This is a genomic window from Streptomyces vietnamensis (genome assembly GCF_000830005.1).
GTDB lineage: Bacteria > Actinomycetota > Actinomycetes > Streptomycetales > Streptomycetaceae > Streptomyces > Streptomyces vietnamensis.
Genome location: NZ_CP010407.1, coordinates 5892167 through 5911736, shown reverse-complemented (window position 1 = coordinate 5911736; position 19570 = coordinate 5892167). Strand labels below are relative to the sequence as shown.

The following is a 19570-nucleotide window of genomic DNA, read 5'->3' as shown; positions in this document are numbered from 1 at the left end:
CACGCGGGACGGACGGACGACCGCCCGCACAGACCTCGCAGGGCTCGCGGTCCGGCAGGTCCGGCAGGTCTTGCAGGCCCGCAGGGGTGCCGGCGACGGTACGGTCCGGCAGGCCCGCAGTGGTGCCGGCGGCTGCGGCTGCGGCTGCGCGGCGCGGTGGGGCGGTGTCGTCGGATCCGGTCGTGGTGCCCCGTCCGGGGTCCCGCGGCGTGGCGGCGCGTGGTACCCGGTGTGGCGCCGCCTGGTCCGGCACCGGGCGTGCGAGGCCGGTGCCGGGGCGTGGAAGGCTTGCCGGCGGCGGTGTCGCCGCGTCGGATCGTCGGTCCTCCGGCCGTGCTTCACCCGTCGCCCCCCTCGGAATCTGATGACCCGTCACTTCGCTCCCCAGCGTCAGCCCGTTCTCGACGCAGTCCCCCGCCACCGGACGATACACCAGGACCGTCACTCAGGGACAGGGCCGCAGTACTCTCCGTGACGATCAGGAGGCTCGTACGCGGCGCGTGTCGGGGGCGCGCATCACCCGACCGGTCGAACGCGACCCTCCGGTCAGCCGGTGGTGAGGAGGACGTTGGCCAGGTCCTCGCCCGCCGCGAACCGCCGCAACTGTCCCGCGATCAGCCGCTTCGCCCTCGGCATGAAGGCCGAAGTGGAACCTCCCACATGGGGACTGATCAGGACACCGGGAGCGTGCCACAAAGGGTGTCCGGCCGGCAGCGGTTCCGGGTCGGTGACGTCGAGCGCCGCCGTGATCCGACCGCTCTCGACCTCCTTGAGCAGCGCGTTCGTGTCGACGACCGGACCACGGGCGACGTTCACGAGGAGCGCCCCGTCCTTCATCCGCCCGAGGAACCCGGCGTCGGCGAGACGCGTGGTCTCCGGCGTGAGCGGAGTGGAGAGCACGACCACGTCCGCCTCCGGAAGCAGCGCCGGCAGGTCCGCCAGGGCGTGCACCGGGCCGCGCTCTGTGGTGCGCGCGGAGCGTGCGACGCGCGCCACCCGCGCGCACTCGAAGGGCGCGAGCCGGTCCTCGATGGCGGCGCCGATCGACCCGTACCCGACGATCAGGACGGACTTGTCGGCGAGCGCCGGGTAGAAGCCGGCCCGCCACTCCTCGGCGTCCTGGCCGCGCACGAATCCGGGGATGCCGCGCAGCGAGGCGAGGATCAGGGCGAGCGTGAGCTCGGCGGTGCTGGCCTCGTGGACGCCCTTCGCGTTGCAGAGGGCGACGCCCGGCCGCAGCGAGCCGATGCCCGGCGTGACGTGGTCGATGCCGGCGGACAGGGTCTGCACGACCCGGAGGGAGGTCATCCCGGCCAGCGGCCGTACGGCGATCTCCGTCCCCTTCATGTACGGGACGACGTAGAACGCGCAGCGCGCCGGATCGGCGGGGAACTCGGGACCGCCGTCCCAGAAGCGGTAGTTCAGGCCCGACGCGCCCGGTTCGGGGAGCCCCTCGATCTCGCCCGCCGGAATCGGAAGCCACACGTCAGCGGTCGTGTCTTCGAATCTCATGACCGGGAGGCTATGCGAAGAATCCCGCGCTCCATTGGTTACTTTGGGAGACGGCACAGGGAGGGGTACCGGCAGGTGGAGCGCAGGACTATCGGGGCGACGGCGCTCGACGTGGGTGCGATCGGCCTGGGGTGCATGCCGATGAGCTGGGCGTACAGCCGTTCGGAACAGCGGGGGGACCGCTCGCTGCGGACCGTGCACGCGGCGCTCGACGCCGGGGTGAGCCTGCTCGACACCGCCGACATGTACGGACCGTTCACCAACGAGCTTTTGGTGGGGCGGGTGTTGAAGGAGCGGCGGTCCGAGGCCTTCGTCTCGACGAAGTGCGGACTGCTCGTCGGCGACGGCGGCGAGCGGCGCCACGTGGTCGCCAACGGCAGGCCGGGATACGTGCGCAGGGCCTGCGACGCCTCGCTGCGAAGGCTCCAGACCGATGTGATCGACCTCTACCAACTGCACCGCGCGGACCCCGAGGTGCCGGTCGAGGAGACCTGGGGCGCCATGGCCGAGCTGGTCTCTGCGGGCAAGGTGCGGGCGCTCGGCCTCTGCGCCGTGGGGGCGCGCCCGGCCCGCCGCGGGGCCGATCTGCACGAGGGAACGATCCGGCAACTGGACCGGATCCAGCAGGTCTTCCCGGTGGCGGCCGTGGAGGCGGAGCTGTCGGTGTGGTCGCGGGAGGCGCTGGTGCGGCTCCTGCCCTGGTGCGCGGCGCGGGGCGTCGGCTTCCTGGCGGCGATGCCGCTGGGGAACGGCTTCCTGACCGGGACGCTGACCCCGGGCGGCGGCTTCGAGCCGGACGACCCGCGGGCCCGGCACCCCCGGTTCACGGCCGAGATGATGGCGGCGAACCAGCCGATCGTGGCGGGACTGCGCCGGGTGGCCGCGCGGCACGGGGCGGACGTCACCCCGGCGCAGGTGGCGCTCGCGTGGGTACTGGGCCTCGGGCGGCACGTCGTACCGGTGCCGGGGGCGAAGCGGGAGCAATGGGCGGTGGAGAACGCCCGCGCCGCCGGGCTGCGGCTCACGGCGGAGGACCTGGCGGAGATCGCGGCGCTTCCGGCGCCCCGGGGGTCCTGGGACTGAGCGCCGTAGGGGCGGGCGGGGCAGGGGGCGGGCGGGGTATCAAGGAGGGGTACCGCTCGACTCGTCGAAGGGGCACCGGACCGTGAGCCGTCCTGTCGTGGTGAAGGCCCTGTGGGGCGCCGCCGTGCTCGTCCTGGTGGCCGGCTGCTCCTCGGGAGGTTCCGGGGAGGCTCCGAGCGCGGCCCCGCCGCCATCGGTCTCCTCGTCCCCGTCCACCGCCGGTCGCGTGGCGGTGGCGGGCACGCTCACCGAGGACCTGAAGTCGCCCTGGGGGCTCGCCGAGCTGCCCGGCGGCGATCTGCTCGTCTCCTCGCGGGACGAGCGGACCGTCACCCGGGTCGACGGGCGGACCGGCGCGAAGACCCTCCTCGGCGAGGTGCCGGGGGTGGCCCCCGGCGGGGAGGGCGGACTCCTGGGGCTCGCGGTCCGGGACGGCTGGGTGTACGCGTACCTCACGGCCGCCTCGGACAACCGCATCGTGCGCATGCGGTACGGCGGCGGGCAGGGCGACCGGCTCGGCCCGCCGGAGCCGGTGCTCACCGGCATCCCGAAGGGACTCGTGCACGACGGCGGACGGATCGCGTTCGGGCCGGACGGGATGCTGTACGCGGGGACGGGCGAGACGGGCCGGACCGGTCTGGCCCAGGACCGGGCCTCGCTCGGCGGCAAGATCCTGCGGATGACGCCGGAGGGCCGGCCCGCGCCGGGCAATCCCTTCCCGGACTCGGTGGTCTATTCGTACGGACACCGCAATGTGCAGGGGCTCGCCTGGGACCCGGAGGGCCGGCTGTGGGCCGCCGAGTTCGGGCAGAACACCTGGGACGAGCTGAACCTGATCGAACCGGGGCGGAACTACGGCTGGCCGGAGGTCGAGGGCCGGGCCGGGCGGGCCGGGTTCACGGACCCGGTGGCCCAGTGGCCGACCTCGGAGGCCTCCCCGAGCGGCATCGCGTACGCGCGGGGCGCGATCTGGATGGCCGCGCTCAGGGGCGAGCGGCTGTGGCGCATCCCGATCTCCGGCGCGAAACGGTCCGGGGAGCCCGAGGCCTTCCTGACCGGCGAGTACGGACGCCTGCGCACGGTCCTCGCGGCGGGCGGCGGCCGGCTCTGGCTGGTGACCAGCGAGACCGACACCCGGGGCACGCCCGGCCCCGGGGACGACCGGATCCTCCGCCTGGAGGTGCGGTGAGGGGTCAGAGGGGCGTGTCGAGGAGGTGGAGGCGGTGGGCCAGGGCGGCGGCCTCGCCGCGCCCCGCGACGCCGAGCTTGGCGAGGATGTTGGAGACGTGGACGCTGGCCGTCTTCGGTGAGATGAACAGCTCCTCGGCGATCTGACGGTTGGTGCGGCCGGCCGCGACCAGGCGCAGCACGTCCTGCTCCCGGGGCGTCAGGCCGAAGCCGTCCTCCCCGGGCTCGGCCGGAGCCGGGGCCTGCTTCTCCGGGGTGAGGGAGAGGCGGGCGCGGGCGGCGAGGAGTTCCACGTCCTCGCGGAGCGGGCGGGCGCCGAGGCGGACGGCGGTGGCGTGGGCCTCGCGGAGCAGGTCCGCGGCCTCCTCCCGGCGGCCCCCCTCGACGAGCAGGGCGTCGGCGAGCCGGTGGCGGGCGCGGGCCAGCTGGTACGGGCGTTCCAGCGGCTCCCAGGCGGCGACGACCTCGGCCCAGCGGGCGGCGGTCTCGCGGCCCTCGGCGCGGGCGAGCTCCTCGGAGACCTGCCGGGAGTAGGCCTCCCAGACCGGGGCCGGGGTGGCGAGGCCGCGGACGCAGCGGCGGACCAGGGCGATCGCCCCGGCGCGGCCCTCGTCGGCGGCGGGCAGTCCGCGGCTGTCGGCCTCGGCGGTGATCGCGGTGAGCACGAGGGGCCAGCCGTAGCGGTGGGTGCCGGGCGGGAAGCCGGTCTCCGCGATGGCGGCGAGCTGTTCCCGTACGTCCGCGAGGCGGCCCTCGGCGGCGGCGATGGCGATCTCGGCCTGGGCCGTGGGCAGGGTGTACTGCGGGATCGGGTCGCGGGTGCCGTAGCGCGCACGGGCCTCGGCGAGGTGCTCGGCGGCCCTGGCCGACTCGCCGCGGGCGGTGGCGACGTGGGCGAGCTGGAGCAGGGCCGTGCCGCCCGGCTTGGTGCTGCTCGCCCCGGAACGGAGCAGCAGCTCGGCCTCCTCCTTGCTCCGGTCCCACTCGCCGAGCGCGAGGAGCGACTCGGCGAGGTTGGCGCGGATCCAGCCGGCGCTGTCGACGAGGCCGCGGGAGCGGGCCAGTTCGATGCCGGTGGTGGCGATCTCCACGGCCTCGCGGGAGCGGCCGATCGCCTCCATGGAGGAGGAGAGGTTCACATGGGCGCGCGCGGCCTCGTGGAACTGGCCGAGGGCGATGGTCCGTTCGCGTGCCTCGTGCATCGCGGCGAGCCCGCCCTCGGTGTCCCCGGCCGACACCATGATGGTGCCGAGGGTGATCCGGGCGTTGAGCTCGATCGGCTCGGCCTTGACGAACCGGGCGTACTCGACGGCGCGTTCGGCGGCGGCGAGCGCCTCGGGGCCCGGGTTGCGGAGCATGCCCCAGCCGGCCGCGCCGACCAGGACGGTGGCGTGGACGGCGGACGGCGGGAGGCCCTTGACGAGTTCCTGGGCGCGGGCGATCTCCGGCCAGCCGTCGCCCTTGCCGAGGTTGGACTGGAGCCGGGCCATCTCGGTCCAGAACCAGGCGGCGCGCAGCGGGTCGTTCTCGGCGTCGTCGAGGATCCGGAGCGCCGTCCTGCAGATCTTCGCGGCGCGTTCGCGCTCGCCGGCGAGCCGGGCGGCGACGGCGGCCTCGGCGAGCAGGTCGAGGTAGCGCAGCGAGGTGGTCTCGGGGTCGCAGCCGCAGGCGGGGTAGGCGTCGGCGTAGTCGATGGGCCGCAGGGAGTCGCGTACCCCGCCGGGCACCTTGTCCCACAGCTCCATGGCCCGTTCGAGGAGGCTGAGCTGCTCGGCGTAGGCGTGGCGCTTGCGGGTCTCGACGGAGGCCCGGAGGACGGCGGGGAGGGCCTTCTCGGGGTCGTGCGCGTGGTACCAGTACGTGGCGAGCCGGGTGGTCCGCTCGTGGGGGCGGACGAGCCCGGGGTCGGCCTCCAGGGCTTCGGCGTAGCGCCGGTTGAGGCGGGAGCGCTCGCCGGGCAGCAGGTCGTCGCTGACGGCCTCGCGGACGAGGGAGTGGCGAAAACGGTAGCCGTCGCCGTCGGGGACGGCGAGGAGGATGTTCTTGCCGACGCAGGCCCGCAGCGCCTCGATGAGTTCGTCCTCGGGGAGCCGGGCGACGGCGGCGAGCAGCCCGTACTCGACGGTGGAGCCGCCCTCGGCGACGATCCTGGCGACCCGCTGGGCGGCCTCGGGGAGCGTCTCGACCCGGACCAGGAGCAGGTCGCGCAGGGAGTCGCTGAGCTGGCCGGGCGCGCAGCCGGCCTCGTGGGAGACGACGAGCTCCTCGACGAAGAAGGCGTTGCCGTCGGAGCGTTCGAAGACCTCGTCGACGAGTCCGGGGTCGGGTTCGGCGGCGAGGATGCCGGTGAGCTGGCGGTGCACCTCGGTGCGGGTGAAGCGGGAGAGTTCGATGCGGCGGATGGTGCGGAGCCGGTCGAGTTCGGCGAGGAGGGGACGCAGCGGGTGGCGGCGGTGGATGTCGTCGGCGCGGTAGCTGGCGACGACCACGATCCGGCCGCGGCGCAGGGTGCGCAGGAGGTAGGTGAACAGGTGCCGGGTGGAGGCGTCGGCCCAGTGCAGGTCCTCCAGGACGAGCACGATCGTACGGTCGGCGGCGAGCCGTTCCAGGAGCCGTACGGTCAGTTCGAAGAGGCGGGCGGTGGAGTCCTCGTCGGCGGGCTCGTGGCTGCCGGGGTCGCCCAGTTCGGGCAGCAGGCGGGCGAGTTCGCCCTCGTGGCCGTCGGCGGCGGCGGTGAGTTCGTCGGGGAGGCGGCGGCGGAGCGCGCGCAGAGCGGCGGAGAAGGGTGCGAAGGGCAGGCCGTCGGCGCCGAGTTCGACGCAGCCGCCGAGCGCGACGACGGCATCCTGCTCGCGGGCCGTGTCGAGGAACTCCTCGATGAGCCGGGTCTTGCCGACGCCCGCCTCGCCGCCGATGAGCAGGGCCTGGGGCTCTCCCGCGGTTGCGCGGGAGAGCGCCTCGGTGAGGGCGGTGAGTTCGCCGGCGCGGCCGACGAAGACGGGGCTGACTGACCTGGTCTCCACGGCGCCGAGCATCGCACAGACTTCCATGCCGTCGCTCATAAGGGGGTCACGCGGCCTTGGCGAAGCGACCGCGGCCGCCGTCGGCCACCTGGGCCCCGGTGGCGTGGCCCCCGATCCGGAGGCCGAAGAGGCGCAGGCCCTTGTGGGTCGCCGCGGCCTCGTGGGCGAGGCGGTGGGCGGCGGCCTCGGCGATGAGCTCGGCGTGGTTCATGCGCTGGAGTTCGTACTCGAACATCGTGTGCTCCCTGGGTCTCTCGGTTTCGGTGTCGCTCTCTTGCGATGCCTCTACTTTCGTTTCCCAGGGGGTGCCGTCACATCGGGCGAGTGCCGCATGTTCGGGGTACGGGGGTCCTTAGGCGGGTCCCAGGGGTGCCTTAGGCGATGCCCCGGGGGTCTCAGGAGCCGGTGGTCGGGAGGCTCAGGAACAGGTCGAAGTAGGTACCGACCGACAGGAGCAGCCCGAGGCCGCCCAGGACGGCACCGGCGACGGCGACCGCGCGGACCCAGGCGGGGCGCCGGGGCAGGGTGAGCACGAGGACGGCGACGACCAGGGCGAGGAGGGCGAAGACGCCGTTCACCAGGGCGGTGCTGTGCCAGGCGTCGCCGTAGATCTCGTTGATCTGCTGGGCCGGGGTGCCGCCGCCGGAGGTCTTGATCTGCCCGATGAGCGTCTCGCGCTCGGCGACGACCTTGCCGGTCCAGGTGCCGGTGAGGGCGACGGCGGAGAGGGCGGCGGAGACCACGGCGGCGCCACCGGCGCCGATGCCGGTGGCCTCCGGGGAGGCCGCCTCGTCGTCGAGCTCGTCCTCGTCCTGCTCGTCGTCCGTCTCGTCGAGCAGGTCGGCGGCGGCGTCCGGGGTGGTCCCGGCGTCCGCGGCGGCCACGGCGCCCGCGGTGGCCCCGGCGTCTGCGGCGGCCTCGGTGGTTCCGGCGTCCGCGGCGGCCTCCGCAGCCCCGGCGGTCTCGGTGCTCGTGCCCTCCGCCGCCTCATCCACCTCGTCGGTCTTCGAGGCGGCGGTCTTCTCGGTCGTCTTGGTGTCCATGCGGCGCACGCTAGGGCGCCCACATGAGAGGGGGCTTAAGACGCCTTCGCCGCGCGCCATTCCGGGGCGAGGACGGACCAGATCTCGGTGTCGGCGCGGTTGCCGCGGTACAGGTAGTTCTCGCGCACGACGCCCTCCTTCGTCATGCCGAGGCGGCGGGCGACGGCGATGCTCGGCTCGTTCTTCGTGGAGGCGTACCACTCGACGCGGTGGATGCCGCGCTCCTCGATCGCCCAGTCGATGATGACCCGGCAGGCCCGGGTGATCAGGCCCTTCCCGGCGGCGGAGGGCTCCAGCCAGCAGCCCGCCTCGGCGGTGCCGTTCGCGGCGTCGAAGGTGCGGAAGAGGACGCCGCCGACGAGGGTGCCCTCGGACCAGATGCCGTAGAGGCGGCCGGTGTCGCTCGCGGCCTTCTCGGCGTACGAGACGAGGTAGGCGCGGGCGGAGTCGAGGTCCGTGACGATGTCGGGGAGGCCGATGTGCTGACCGACGAACTCCCGGCCCCGGTCCATGTGGGTGAGGAACTCCTCGGCCCGCCAGGGCTCCAGGGGCCTGAGCTCGGCGCCGTCGTCACCCAGCGATATCGCGAACATCGTCGTTCTCCTCCGTCATCGGAACCGTCACACGCTGTACGGGGATCTTCGCACGGGCGTCCGCGGCCTCCCGGCTCTCGGGCGGTTCGATGCTGATCCGGGGCAGCAGGCGGTCGAGCCACTTCGGCAGCCACCAGTTCGCACCGCCGAGCAGGTGCATGAGGGCGGGCACGAGGAGGGTGCGCAGGACGAAGGCGTCCAGGGCGACGGCCGCCGCGAGCGCGATGCCGAACATCGCGATGACCCGGTCCCCGCTGAGGACGAAGGCCAGGAAGACGGAGATCATGATGACGGCGGCGGAGTTGATCACGCGGCTGGTCTCGGCGAGGCCGACCCGGACCGCCCGCCGGTTGTCTCCGGTCTCCAGCCACTCCTCGTACATCCGGCTGACCAGGAAGACCTGGTAGTCCATGGAGAGTCCGAAGAGGACGGAGACCATGATCACGGGGAGGAAGGGCTCGATCGGTCCGGCGCTGCCGAGGCCGAGGAGTTCGGTCCCCCAGCCCCACTGGAAGATCGCGACGACGATGCCGAAGGCGCCGGCGACGGCCGCGACGTTCATGGCGGCGGCCTTGAGCGGGATGCCGATCGAGCGGAAGGCGAGCAGGAGCAGCAGACAGCCGAGCGCGATGACGACGCCGACGAAGAGCGGCAGCTTGCCGACGATGATCTCGGCGAAGTCGTCGTACGAGGCGGTGACGCCGCCCACGTGCACGTCGAGGGAGGTGCCGGCCTCAGCCTTCGGCAGGACGTCCTGGCGGAGCCGGTCGACGAGCTCGCTGGTCGCCTTGGACTGCGGCGAGGAGTCGGGCACGACGGTGAGGACGGCGGTGTCGCCCGCGCTGTTGTACGTGACCGGGGAGACGGCCGCGACGCCCTTGGTGGCGGTGAGCGCGGCCGGCAGCTGGTCGAGGGCGACCCGGTCGTCGGCGCCGTCGAGGCCGGCGACGAGGGTGAGCGGGCCGTTGACGCCCGGCCCGAAGCCGTCGGCGAGCAGGTCGTACGCCTTGCGGGTGGTCGCGGTGGCCGGGCTGTTGCCCTGGTCGGAGGTGCCGAGGTGGAGCGAGAGGGTCGGCAGCGCCAGGACAGCCATGACGAGGACGGCGATCCCGCCGAGGAGCTTGGGGTGCCGCTCGACGAAGGCGGACCAGCGGGCGGCGAGGCCGGTGGGCAGCTCGGGCTGGGGGCCGCGCTCGGCGAGCGTCCGGCGTTCGCGCCGGGACAGCGCCCGCATGCCGATGAACGAGAGCAGTGCGGGCAGCAGGGTGACGGAGGCGGCGACCGTGAGGAGCACGGTGAGCGAGGCGGCGATGGCGACGCCGTTGAGGAAGCTGAGCCGCAGGATCAGCATGCCGAGGAGGGCGATGCAGACGGTGGCGCCGGCGAAGACGACGGCCCGGCCGGTGGTGGCGACGGCGGTCTCGGCGGCCTCGGCGACGGACCGGCCGCGTTTGAGGCCCCTGCGGTGCCTGGTGACGATGAAGAGGGCGTAGTCGATGCCGACGCCGAGGCCGACGAGCATGCCGAGCATGGGGGCGAAGTCGGCGACGGTCATCAGATGGCCGAGGAGCACGATCCCGGAGTACGCGATGCCGACGCTGACGAGCGCGGTCGCTATCGGGAGCACGGAGGCGGCGAGCGAGCCGAAGGCGAGGAAGAGGACGACGGCCGCGACGGCGACGCCGACGATCTCGGCGATGTGTCCGCCGGGGGCCTCGGTGAGGGCGACGGCGCTGCCGCCGAGCTCGATCTGGAGGTCCTCCGTCTGCGCCGCCTTGGCAGTGTCGACGAGGGCCTTGGCCTGGGCCTCGGGGATGTCGTCGGACTGCGCGTCGAAGGTGACCGTGGCGTAGGCGGTGTGCCCGTCCTCGCTGATCTGGCCGCGCGCGTCCTCGTACGGGGAGGTCACGGCGGCGATGCCGGGGAGGTCGGCGACCTTGTCGAGCATGTCGCCGACGCGCTCCTCGACGGCGTCGGCGCGGACGCTGCCCCGGTCGCTGTGCCAGACGATGGTGTCGCTGTCGCCGCCGAGGCCGTGGAAGCCGCGGTCGAGGAGGGCGGTGGCCCGGCCGGACTCGGTGCCGGGGACCTCGTAGTCGTTGGAGTACGCACTGCCGGCGAGGGTCGCGCCGGCGGCGGTCCCGCCGAGGGCGAGGAGCCAGAGGAGAACGACGACGAGACGGTGACGGACACACCACCGTGCGATTGCGGCCAAGGACGTACTCCTGACTGGATCTGTACTCGCGCCCCACTGTTACAGCCAAACGTGATCGTTTGCCCGTTTCGTGGCGATCCTCACAGGATGCGTCGCGGGGCCGGGGATCCTGCTACCCGGCCCCGCGCGGGCCTCAGCCGGAGACGCTCGGTCGGCCGTTCTCGATGTGCCCCATGAGCCGGCGGCGGAAGCCACCCGGTGCGGTCACCTCGACGTCGTACCAGCCGTGCGCGTCGGCGGCCGAGTGCACGACGGTACGGGTCTTCCCGGGCTTCACGGTGACGGTGCGGGTCCAGTCGGCGAGGTCGTCCGCGTCCACGTACCCGAGCGGCCTGACGGTGAAGGCGAGCGGGGCGTCGCCGGTGTTCCGTACGGTGAGGTGCAGGTCACGGTCGTGGTGATCGATCCGAGAGGCCAGCTCGGCGCCACCGCTCGCGGGGCCCTCGAACTCGCGCCGGAAGCCGTTGGGGCCGGTGATCGTGAAGCGGTAACGATCACCCGGAACGGGGACGGTCCACTCCCCCTCTCCCCTGACGTCCTGGTGCTGCGGGACGGCGAACTCGCCCGCGTACGGGTAGAGCGCGAAGTGCGCGCTCGCCTTCCCGCTGTTGCCGAGCGTGACCGTGACGGAACCGGCACCGGTCGTCGCGGAGGCGTCCGGCTGGTACGGCAGCGGGCGGGCCGGGCGGGCACCGGGCTCCTGGACGGGCATCGACTGGACGGCCGGCGGCTGGGGCCGCCAGCGACCGGTGAAGGGCGGGACCGGTCCCGGCTGCTCGACGGGCGGCTGCCGCCGGGTCCGGTGGAAGTCGAAGGCGGAGGTGAGGTCACCGGTGACGGCCCGCCGCCAGGGGGTGATGTTGGGCTCCTCGATCCCGGTGAGCTGCTCCAGGAAGCGGATCACCGAGGTGTGGTCGAAGGTCTCGGAGCAGACGTAGCCGCCGACCGACCAGGGGGAGACCACGAGCAGCGGGACGCGGACGCCGAGGCCGGTGGGCAGGCCCTTCCAGCGCTCGTCCGTGTTGTCGGCGGGCGGGACGGGCGGCGGGACGTGGTCGAAGAAGCCGTCGTTCTCGTCGTAGTTGATCAGGACGACGGTGTGGCGCCAGACGTCCGGGTGCGCGCCGAGGGCGTCGAGCACCTTGTAGACGAGGGTCGCGGAGGCGATCGGCGAGGAGGAGCCGGGGTGCTCGGAGTCGATCGCGGAGGGCACGAGGTAGGAGACCTCGGGGAGGGTGCCGGCGGCGACGTCCGCACGGAAGGCATCGGCGAGGGTGCCGGACTCGACGCGGCGGAGGCCGCGCTCGAAGAGGGAGCGCTCGGCGTCGGTGAGCGTCGCGACGCCCTCCTCCAGGAGGCCGAGCAGCCTCGCCCGCTCGGCGAGGTCCTCGGTGTCGCGGACGGCGGCGTAGAAGGACTCCATGAAGGTGTGCGCCGCCGCCCCGGGCCCGCCGGTGGCGGCGAGGGCCTTGCGGGCGATCTTCTTGAAGCTGGTGAAGAACTCGATGTTGTTGTCGGTGAAGTTCTCCCACTCGGTGTACGTCTTCCAGCTCCGCCCGGCGGCTTCGAGCCGCTCGGCGTAGGTGGGCCAGCCGTAGCCGGGGTGGGTGTCCTCGGCGTACGCGGCGTTGCTGACGGCCCGGCTGCCGTCGGCCTCGAAGCCGGACCAGCCGGACCAGAGGTGGTTGCGGTTGGGGCTCGTCGAGGTGTGGATGGACGAGTGGTACGCGTCGCAGATGGTGAAGGTGTCGGCGAGCTCGTAGTGGAGCGGGATGTCCTGCCGGTCGTAGTACGCCATGGTGGCGGCGGTCTTGGCCGAGACCCAGCCGTCCATCCAGCCGCCCCGCCAGGCCTTGCCGCCGCCGCTCCAGGAGTGGTCGAGGGCGCCGATGTACTGGAGGTCCTTCTGCTGCGTCTCGGCGGCGCCGCGGATCGGGAAGGGCAGCACGGTGCGGCCGAGCGCGGCCGGCTGCTCGAAGACCGGCTTGCCCGAGGGCAGTTCGATGGCATTGCGGTCGCCGAATCCGCGGACGCCGCGGAGGGTGCCGAAGTAGTGGTCGAAGGAACGGTTCTCCTGCATCAGGATCACCACGTGCCGGATCGCCTCCATCCCCCCGGCCGGAGGCTCCGCGGCCATCGCCGCCTGCAACGACGGCGGCAGCAGCGAGCCGGCCGCGGCGACACCGAGGGCGCCTCCGCCCAGCGCGAGGAGCCTTCTGCGGGACAGCTCGGGGGACTTCTCCGGGGACAAACCGACCTCCAGTCGACGGCCAATGGTTCGCCTTCGAGCCATTGGTTGGTTCGCCGGGGACGGTAGTGAGACGGGATGACGACGAGAAGACCCCGCGGGGGCGCGATGGTGAACGTCCATCAGGTCGCCACGAAAGTCCAAGCGCCTCCCGGCCCCCGCACAGGCATTCCAGTTTATGGGCCGTCAATTCGGGAACGCAGGGGGCGCATCAATTCACGGGCAATGCGCCGACATTGCGCCGGGCTGCGCTGATTGCCCGTAAGCGGAATCCGCCCCTACTCTCGAATCAAGCTGCTCGGCGAATAGTTGGGGGTGGTAATGAGGCTTCGACTGATTTCTCTCCACTGCACGACGACGGAGGACGACCACGGCGAGGACGAACAGCGTCTGCTGGTCAACGGGGTTCAGGTGTGGGGTGCGGAATCCCCCGGCCTGAACAACGGAGACACCGCGGATCTCGCCGCCGTCCCGCTCATCGACTTCAACACACGCGCCCGCGTCGAACTCTTCGACGACGATTCCCCGGACGACGACGACCTGCTCGGCCGCTTTTACGTGGGCCGGTCACAACTGGGCCAGGGTGAACTGGAGTACAAGTTCACCGAGGACGACGCGGACTACACGCTGACCTACGAGGTGCTCGACTAGGGTCTGTCCGACCCTGATCCGCCGGACAGGCCCTGGCGCCGTGCACGCGCGAGGGGCGGTACCGCTGCCTCACGACAGCCGTACCGCCCCTCGTCACGGGCTCTTCGGGACTCAGCCCTCGGTGACGCCCAGCTTCTCCAGGATCAGGTCCTTGACCTTCGCCGCGTCCGCCTGGCCACGGGTGGCCTTCATGACCGCGCCGACCAGGGCGCCGACCGCCGCGACCTTGCCGCCGCGGATCTTGTCGGCGATGGCCGCGTTGCCCGCGATGGCCTCGTCGACCGCCGCGCCGAGCGCGCTGTCGTCGGAGACGACCTTCAGACCGCGCTTCTCGACGACCTCGTCCGGGGTGCCCTCGCCGGCGAGGACGCCCTCGATGACCTGGCGGGCCAGCTTGTCGTTGAGGTCGCCGGCCGCGACCAGGGCGGAGACCCGGGCCACGTCCGCCGGCGTGATGGGCAGCTCCTCCAGGGAGACGCCCTTCTCGTTGGCGTTGCGGGCCAGCTCGCCCATCCACCACTTGCGGGCCGACGCCGCGTCGGCGCCCGCCTCGGTGGTGGCGACGATCGCGTCGACCGCGCCCGCGTTGAGGATGGACTGCATCTCCTGCTCGGAGACGGCCCACTCCTCGCGGAGGCGGTTGCGGCGCACGCGCGGGAGCTCGGGGAGGCCCTTGCGCAGCTCCTCGACCCATTCGCGGGCCGGGGCGACGGGGACGAGGTCGGGCTCCGGGAAGTACCGGTAGTCCTCGGCGTTGTCCTTGATGCGGCCGGAGGTGGTGGTGCCGTCGTCCTCGTGGAAGTGACGGGTCTCCTGGACGATCGTCCCTCCGGAGGAGAGGACGGCCGCGTGGCGCTGGATCTCGAAGCGCGCCGCGCGCTCCACCGAACGGAGCGAGTTGACGTTCTTCGTCTCCGAGCGGGTGCCGAAGGTCTTGGTGCCGTTCGGGCGCAGCGACAGGTTCACGTCGCAGCGCATCTGGCCCTTGTCCATGCGCGCCTCGGAGACGCCCAGGGCGCGGATCAGCTCGCGCAGCTCGGCGACGTACGCCTTGGCGACCTCGGGGGCCCGCTCGCCCGCGCCCTCGATCGGCTTGGTGACGATCTCGATGAGCGGGATGCCGGCCCGGTTGTAGTCGAGCAGCGAGTGCGAGGCGCCGTGGATGCGGCCGGTCGCGCCACCGATGTGGGTGGACTTGCCGGTGTCCTCCTCCATGTGGGCGCGCTCGATCTCCACGCGGAAGACCTCGCCGTCCTCCAGCTGGACGTCCAGGTAGCCGTTGAAGGCGATCGGCTCGTCGTACTGGGAGGTCTGGAAGTTCTTCGGCATGTCCGGATAGAAGTAGTTCTTCCGGGCGAAGCGGCACCACTCGGCGATCTCGCAGTTCAGCGCGAGGCCGATCTTGATGGCGGACTCGACGCCGATCGCGTTGACCACCGGCAGGGAGCCGGGCAGGCCGAGGCAGGTCGGGCAGGTCTGCGAGTTCGGCTCCGCGCCCAGCTCGGTGGAGCAGCCGCAGAACATCTTCGTCTTGGTGCCGAGCTCGACATGGACCTCGAGGCCCATGACGGGGTCGTACTCGGCGAGCGCCGCCTCGTACGACAGCAATTCAGTGACAGTCACGGTGGAACTTCCCTCTCAGCCCAGCAGGACGTCGTCGTCGCCGAGCCGCTTCAGCTCGCGGTACAGGATGGCGAGGCCGGTGACGATGGCGGCGGCGGACACGACCGCGTCGACGAGCTTGAGCGTGTCGTGCTCGGCGCGGGCCTTCTTGATCTGCTTCGTCACGGCGATGGCACCGAAGGCGGTGGTGCCCATCGACAGGTACGTGCCGGTCTTGGACTTCTTGAAGCCCTTGGCCTTCTGCAGTGCACTGGTGGAACTCACAGCGACGGAGCCTCCTCGAGCAGCGGGTGACCCCACTTTTCCACGAAGGCGGCCTCGACGGCGGCGCCGACCTTGTACAGCCGGTCGTCCTTCATGGCGGGGGCGATGATCTGCAGGCCGACCGGCAGACCGTCCTCGGGCGCCAGGCCGCAGGGCAGCGACATGGCGGCGTTGCCGGCCAGGTTGGTCGGGATGGTGCACAGGTCCGCGAGGTACATCGCCATCGGGTCGTCGGCGCGCTCGCCGATCGGGAAGGCGGTGGTGGGGGTCGTCGGGGAGACGATGACGTCCACCTCCTCGAAGGCCTTCTCGAACTCGCGGGTGATGAGGGTGCGGACCTTCTGCGCCGAGCCGTAGTACGCGTCGTAGTAGCCGGAGCTCAGCGCGTACGTACCGAGGATGATGCGGCGCTTGACCTCGTCGCCGAAACCGGCCTCACGGGTGAGGGCGGTGACGTCCTCGGCCGAACGGGTGCCGTCGTCGCCGACGCGCAGGCCGTAGCGCATGGCGTCGAAGCGGGCCAGGTTGGAGGAGCACTCCGACGGCGCGATCAGGTAGTACGCCGAAAGGGCGAGGTCGAAGGTCGGGCAGTCCAGCTCGACGATCTCGGCGCCCAGCTCCTTGAGCAGCTCGACGGACTCGTCGAAGCGCTGCACGACGCCGGCCTGGTAGCCCTCGCCGCGGAACTGCTTGACGACGCCGACGCGCATGCCGGCCACCGAGCCGTTGCGGGCGGCCTCGACGACCGGCGGGACCGGGGCGTCGATGGAGGTCGAGTCGAGCGGGTCGTGCCCGGCGATCGCCTCGTGGAGGAGGGCCGCGTCCAGGACCGTACGGGCGCAGGGGCCGCCCTGGTCGAGGGAGGAGGAGAAGGCGACCATGCCGAAGCGGGAGACGCCGCCGTAGGTCGGCTTGACGCCGACGGTGCCGGTGACGGCGGCGGGCTGGCGGATGGAGCCGCCGGTGTCCGTGCCGATGGCGAGCGGAGCCTCGTACGCGGCGAGGGCGGCCGAGGAGCCGCCGCCGGAGCCGCCGGGGATCCGGGTGAGGTCCCAGGGGTTGCCGGTCGGGCCGTAGGCGCTGTTCTCCGTGGAGGAGCCCATCGCGAACTCGTCCATGTTGGTCTTGCCGAGGATGACGACGTCGGCGGCCTTCAGGTTCTTGACCAGGGTCGCGTCGTACGGCGGGATCCAGCCCTCGAGGATCTTCGAGCCCACGGTGGTCGGCATGCCGACGGTGGTGAAGATGTCCTTGAGCGCGAGCGGCACACCGGCGAGCGGGCCGAGCTTCTCGCCCCGGGCGCGCTTCTCGTCGACGGCACGGGCCTGGGCGAGGGCGCCCTCGCGGTCGACGTGCAGGAAGGCGTGGACCTTCTCGTCGACGGCCTCGATGCGGGCGAGGTGGGCCTCGGTGACCTCGACGGCGGTCAGCTCGCCGGCGGCGATCTTCCCGGCGATCTCGGCCGCGGTGAGCTTGATGATGGTGTTGTCCGTCATGACTTCTTAGTCCTCCCCCAGGATCTGCGGCACCTTGAAACGCTGCTGCTCCTGGGCCGGGGCGCCGGAGAGCGCCTGCTCGGGGGTGAGCGACGGACGGACCTCGTCCGCGCGCATGACATTGGTCAGCGGCAGCGGGTGGGAGGTCGGCGGTACGTCTTGGTCGGCGACCTCGGAGACGCGGGCGACCGCGCCGATGATGTCGTCGAGCTGGCCGGCGAAGTGATCGAGTTCTTCGCCCTTCAGCTCCAGACGCGCCAGCCGTGCGAGGTGGGCGACCTCCTCGCGCGTGATGCCAGGCATGCGGATCCTCACGGGGTGAGTTAGATGGTGTTGGCCCAATCCTATGGGGCCGGTACCGCTGCCCGTTAAACGGTTTGCCCCAGGAGGGGCGGGGGTCACTGCACGACGTGGCCCGAAGGGTGGTCCAGGTCGACCTCGGCGGCGATGTCGGCGGGGCGGCGCCAGCCGTGCTCGCCGCGGGCCAGGAGCCAGGCGGTGGCCTCGCCGGGCGGCATCGCGGCGGCGACCAGCCAGCCCTGGACGGCGTCGCAGCCCAGGTCGCGCAGGCGCTCCCAGGTCTCGTCGTCCTCGACGCCCTCGGCGACGACGAGGAGGCCGAGGGAGTGGGCGAGGTCGACGGTGCAGCGGACGATCTCGGCGTCCTCGGTGTCGACGGCGAGCCGGGCCACGAACGAGCGGTCGATCTTCAGTTCGCTGACGGGCAACCGGCGCAGATGGACGAGGGAGGAGTAGCCGGTGCCGAAGTCGTCGAGGGACATCTTCACGCCGTGGCCGGTGAGCCCGTTCAGCGTGTCGGCGGCCCGCTGGGGGTCCTCCAGGAGCACGTGCTCCGTTATCTCCAGCTGGAGGGCGCCGGCCGGGACGCCGTGGCGGGCGAGGCGGGCGGCGACGGCGCCGGCGAAGCCGGGGGTGTGGACGTCGCGGGGCGAGACGTTGACGGCGACGGGGACGTTGAGGCCCTGGGCGCGCCAGCGGGCGACCTGGGCGAGCGCGGTCTCCAGGACGTACTCGGTGAGGTGCGGCATCAGGCCGGAGGACTCGGCGATGGCGATGAACTCGTCCGGCGGGACCTTGCCGCGCTCGGGGTGGACCCAGCGGACGAGGGCTTCGAGGCCGGCGACCTGGCCGTCGAAGCGGACCTTGGGCTGGTAGTGGAGTTCGACCTCGCCGGCGTCGAGGGCGCGGCGGAGGTCGCCGAGGAGGCCGAGCCGGTCGGGGGTGTTGGAGTCGCGCTTGGACTCGTAGACCTCGACGCCGGTGCGGTCGCGCTTGGCCTGGTACATGGCGACGTCGGCGCGGCGCAGCAGGCCCTCGGCGTCGAGGGCGTGGTCGGGGAAGACGGCGACGCCGGCGCTGGCCTCCAGGACGAGGGTGAGCCCGTCGAGGTCGAGCGGGGAGGAGAGCTCGGCGACGAGGTGGCGGGCGACCCGCTGGGCGCTGGTGGTGGAGTCGGCGGTGGGCAGCAGGACGGCGAACTCGTCGCCGCCGAGCCTGGCGGCCTCGGCGCCGCGGGGCAGGGCGAGGCGGAGCCGTTCGGCGACCTGGAGGAGCAGCCGGTCGCCGGCGAGGTGACCGAGGGTGTCGTTGACCGAGCGGAAGCGGTCGAGGTCGATCAGGACGAGGGCGGCGCGGGCTCCCTGGCCCTCGGCCTCCTCCAGGGCGGTCCAGGCCCGCTCCAGGAGCCACTGGCGGTTGGGGAGCCCGGTGAGCCCGTCGCGGAGCTGTTCCTCGGCGCGGGCGCGGGCGATCCAGAGGGTGGAGTCGAGGGCGATGAGGGGGACGGCGAAGAGCGGCAGGACGACCGGCCGGGTGGCGGCGACGACGCAGATGAGCGGGGTGATGCCGAGCAGGGCGACGGCGACGAGGCCCTGCCTCAGGAGGGCGGTGCGGGCGATGGTGGGCAGTCCGCCGCCCTGGGGGGCGAGCGTGTACCACAGGAGGAGGCGGGTGACCACGAGGTAGGTGCCGGCGGCGAGGACGACTTCCGGGAGGTCCCCGATCGTCCAGTCGAGGGGCTGCCAGGGCTGTTCGACGGTCGGTACGTCTCCGAAGAGGGCGAGGACGAGGGCGGCGGCGCCGACCCCGAGGACGTCGGCGGCGCCGTGCAGCAGGCCCTGGCGCCAGCGGTGCCTGCGGGTGGCGCCGACGATGGCGACGACGGTCAGCGAGACGAGTCCTGCGGGCACCCAGCCGTACAGCAGGAGGACGGCGAGGGTGAGGGCGGCGCCGGAGCCGGTGCCGCCCCACCAGCGGTCCCGGCCGAGGGCGACCAGGTGGCCGACGATGAGGCCGGTGAGGACGGCGAGGGACCAGCCGGCGACGCCGCCGGGGAAGAGGCCGTGGCCGCCGCTCAGGGCTTGCTGGAGCCCGGCGACGAGCACGACGGCGGCGATGCCCACCACGGCTGCGGGCAGCCGGGAGGGGAAGCCCAGGGGCACCACACGGCCGTGCGGCCGTGGGACCGGGGCGGCGCTCTCGGTCGGTTCCATTCCCGTCCCTCTCACAGGCGGCGGTGCCGTCGGTGTGCGATGGGCCGCGGTGGGCGCGGCCGTACGTCGTCCGGTCCCGTCCGTCGTCCGGCGGGCGGCCGCTGTCGGGCGGCCGTTC

Annotated in this window: 15 protein-coding genes; 3 read left to right on the top strand and 12 right to left on the bottom strand. The window is 72.7% G+C overall.

The window, feature by feature from the left end:
• Positions 1-546: 546 nt before the first annotated feature.
• Positions 547-1512 carry a 2-hydroxyacid dehydrogenase gene (locus SVTN_RS26655; protein WP_167352213.1) on the bottom strand — a complete coding sequence of 322 codons (966 nt, stop codon included), beginning with the start codon at positions 1510-1512 and terminating at the stop codon, positions 547-549.
• 75 nt (positions 1513-1587) lie between these two features.
• Between SVTN_RS26655 and SVTN_RS26650 the strand changes: the two genes are divergently transcribed.
• Together SVTN_RS26650 and SVTN_RS26645 are read left to right on the top strand one after the other, a co-directional pair.
• Positions 1588-2595, top strand: a complete 1008-nt coding sequence (locus SVTN_RS26650; protein WP_041131377.1) for an aldo/keto reductase — start codon at positions 1588-1590, stop codon at positions 2593-2595.
• Positions 2596-2677: 82 nt separating this feature from the next.
• A complete protein-coding gene (locus SVTN_RS26645) occupies positions 2678-3784 on the top strand; it encodes a PQQ-dependent sugar dehydrogenase (protein WP_099055234.1) in 1107 nt (368 codons plus the stop codon).
• Positions 3785-3788: 4 nt separating this feature from the next.
• Here SVTN_RS26645 and SVTN_RS26640 read toward each other — a convergent pair whose 3' ends face one another.
• The 6 genes from SVTN_RS26640 to SVTN_RS26615 form a co-directional block, all read right to left on the bottom strand.
• Entirely contained in the window at positions 3789-6845 is a 3057-nt protein-coding gene (locus SVTN_RS26640) for a helix-turn-helix transcriptional regulator (RefSeq protein WP_041131376.1), read from the bottom strand.
• A 7-nt stretch (positions 6846-6852) separates the two neighbouring features.
• Complete coding sequence (locus tag SVTN_RS26635; RefSeq protein ID WP_041131375.1) at positions 6853-7041, bottom strand: hypothetical protein; 189 nt, start codon at positions 7039-7041, stop codon at positions 6853-6855.
• A 160-nt stretch (positions 7042-7201) separates the two neighbouring features.
• A complete protein-coding gene (locus SVTN_RS26630; RefSeq protein WP_041134278.1) occupies positions 7202-7849 on the bottom strand; it encodes a hypothetical protein in 648 nt (215 codons plus the stop codon).
• A 35-nt stretch (positions 7850-7884) separates the two neighbouring features.
• Complete coding sequence (locus SVTN_RS26625) at positions 7885-8442, bottom strand: GNAT family N-acetyltransferase (protein ID WP_041131374.1); 558 nt, start codon at positions 8440-8442, stop codon at positions 7885-7887.
• A complete protein-coding gene (locus SVTN_RS26620; RefSeq protein ID WP_041131373.1) occupies positions 8420-10657 on the bottom strand; it encodes an MMPL family transporter in 2238 nt (745 codons plus the stop codon). Before SVTN_RS26620 ends, SVTN_RS26625 begins: the two co-directional genes overlap by 23 nt.
• Positions 10658-10790: 133 nt before the next feature.
• Positions 10791-12950, bottom strand: a complete 2160-nt coding sequence (locus SVTN_RS26615; RefSeq protein ID WP_052499315.1) for a phosphocholine-specific phospholipase C — start codon at positions 12948-12950, stop codon at positions 10791-10793.
• Positions 12951-13226: 276 nt separating this feature from the next.
• On the opposite strand from SVTN_RS26615, the gene SVTN_RS26610 reads away from it, so the two are divergent.
• A complete protein-coding gene (locus SVTN_RS26610) occupies positions 13227-13556 on the top strand; it encodes a hypothetical protein (RefSeq protein ID WP_041131371.1) in 330 nt (109 codons plus the stop codon).
• Positions 13557-13667: 111 nt separating this feature from the next.
• On the opposite strand, the gene gatB is transcribed toward SVTN_RS26610, so the two are convergent.
• The 5 genes from gatB to SVTN_RS26585 all read right to left on the bottom strand — a co-directional run bounded on the left by gatB (position 13668) and on the right by SVTN_RS26585 (position 19452).
• The gene (gene gatB, locus SVTN_RS26605; RefSeq protein WP_041131370.1) at positions 13668-15179 is read right to left on the bottom strand and encodes an Asp-tRNA(Asn)/Glu-tRNA(Gln) amidotransferase subunit GatB; all 1512 of its coding nucleotides are present in this window, start codon (positions 15177-15179) and stop codon (positions 13668-13670) included.
• Between the two features lie 15 nt (positions 15180-15194).
• Entirely contained in the window at positions 15195-15443 is a 249-nt protein-coding gene (locus tag SVTN_RS26600; protein ID WP_078908511.1) for a hypothetical protein, read from the bottom strand.
• Positions 15440-16939 carry an Asp-tRNA(Asn)/Glu-tRNA(Gln) amidotransferase subunit GatA gene (gene gatA, locus SVTN_RS26595; RefSeq protein WP_041131369.1) on the bottom strand — a complete coding sequence of 500 codons (1500 nt, stop codon included), beginning with the start codon at positions 16937-16939 and terminating at the stop codon, positions 15440-15442. The genes SVTN_RS26600 and gatA overlap by 4 nt, the downstream gene beginning before the upstream one ends.
• A 6-nt stretch (positions 16940-16945) precedes the next feature.
• Positions 16946-17242, bottom strand: a complete 297-nt coding sequence (gatC, locus tag SVTN_RS26590) for an Asp-tRNA(Asn)/Glu-tRNA(Gln) amidotransferase subunit GatC (RefSeq protein ID WP_015036350.1) — start codon at positions 17240-17242, stop codon at positions 16946-16948.
• Between the two features lie 95 nt (positions 17243-17337).
• Complete coding sequence (locus SVTN_RS26585) at positions 17338-19452, bottom strand: putative bifunctional diguanylate cyclase/phosphodiesterase (protein WP_041131368.1); 2115 nt, start codon at positions 19450-19452, stop codon at positions 17338-17340.
• Positions 19453-19570 lie beyond the last annotated feature (118 nt).

What these genes read in the sequence shown, in the direction of transcription:
- SVTN_RS26630 (WP_041134278.1), bottom strand. Translation starts at nt 7,849, where the DNA reads ATGGACACCAAGACGACCGAGAAGACCGCCGCCTCGAAGACCGACGAG.
- SVTN_RS26655 (WP_167352213.1), bottom strand. Translation starts at nt 1,512, where the DNA reads ATGAGATTCGAAGACACGACCGCTGACGTGTGGCTTCCGATTCCGGCG.
- SVTN_RS26635 (WP_041131375.1), bottom strand. Translation starts at nt 7,041, where the DNA reads ATGTTCGAGTACGAACTCCAGCGCATGAACCACGCCGAGCTCATCGCC.
- SVTN_RS26615 (WP_052499315.1), bottom strand. Translation starts at nt 12,950, where the DNA reads ATGGCTCGAAGGCGAACCATTGGCCGTCGACTGGAGGTCGGTTTGTCC.
- SVTN_RS26585 (WP_041131368.1), bottom strand. Translation starts at nt 19,452, where the DNA reads ATGGAACCGACCGAGAGCGCCGCCCCGGTCCCACGGCCGCACGGCCGT.
- SVTN_RS26625 (WP_041131374.1), bottom strand. Translation starts at nt 8,442, where the DNA reads ATGTTCGCGATATCGCTGGGTGACGACGGCGCCGAGCTCAGGCCCCTG.
- SVTN_RS26640 (WP_041131376.1), bottom strand. Translation starts at nt 6,845, where the DNA reads ATGAGCGACGGCATGGAAGTCTGTGCGATGCTCGGCGCCGTGGAGACC.
- SVTN_RS26610 (WP_041131371.1), top strand. Translation starts at nt 13,227, where the DNA reads ATGAGGCTTCGACTGATTTCTCTCCACTGCACGACGACGGAGGACGAC.
- gatC (WP_015036350.1), bottom strand. Translation starts at nt 17,242, where the DNA reads ATGCCTGGCATCACGCGCGAGGAGGTCGCCCACCTCGCACGGCTGGCG.
- gatA (WP_041131369.1), bottom strand. Translation starts at nt 16,939, where the DNA reads ATGACGGACAACACCATCATCAAGCTCACCGCGGCCGAGATCGCCGGG.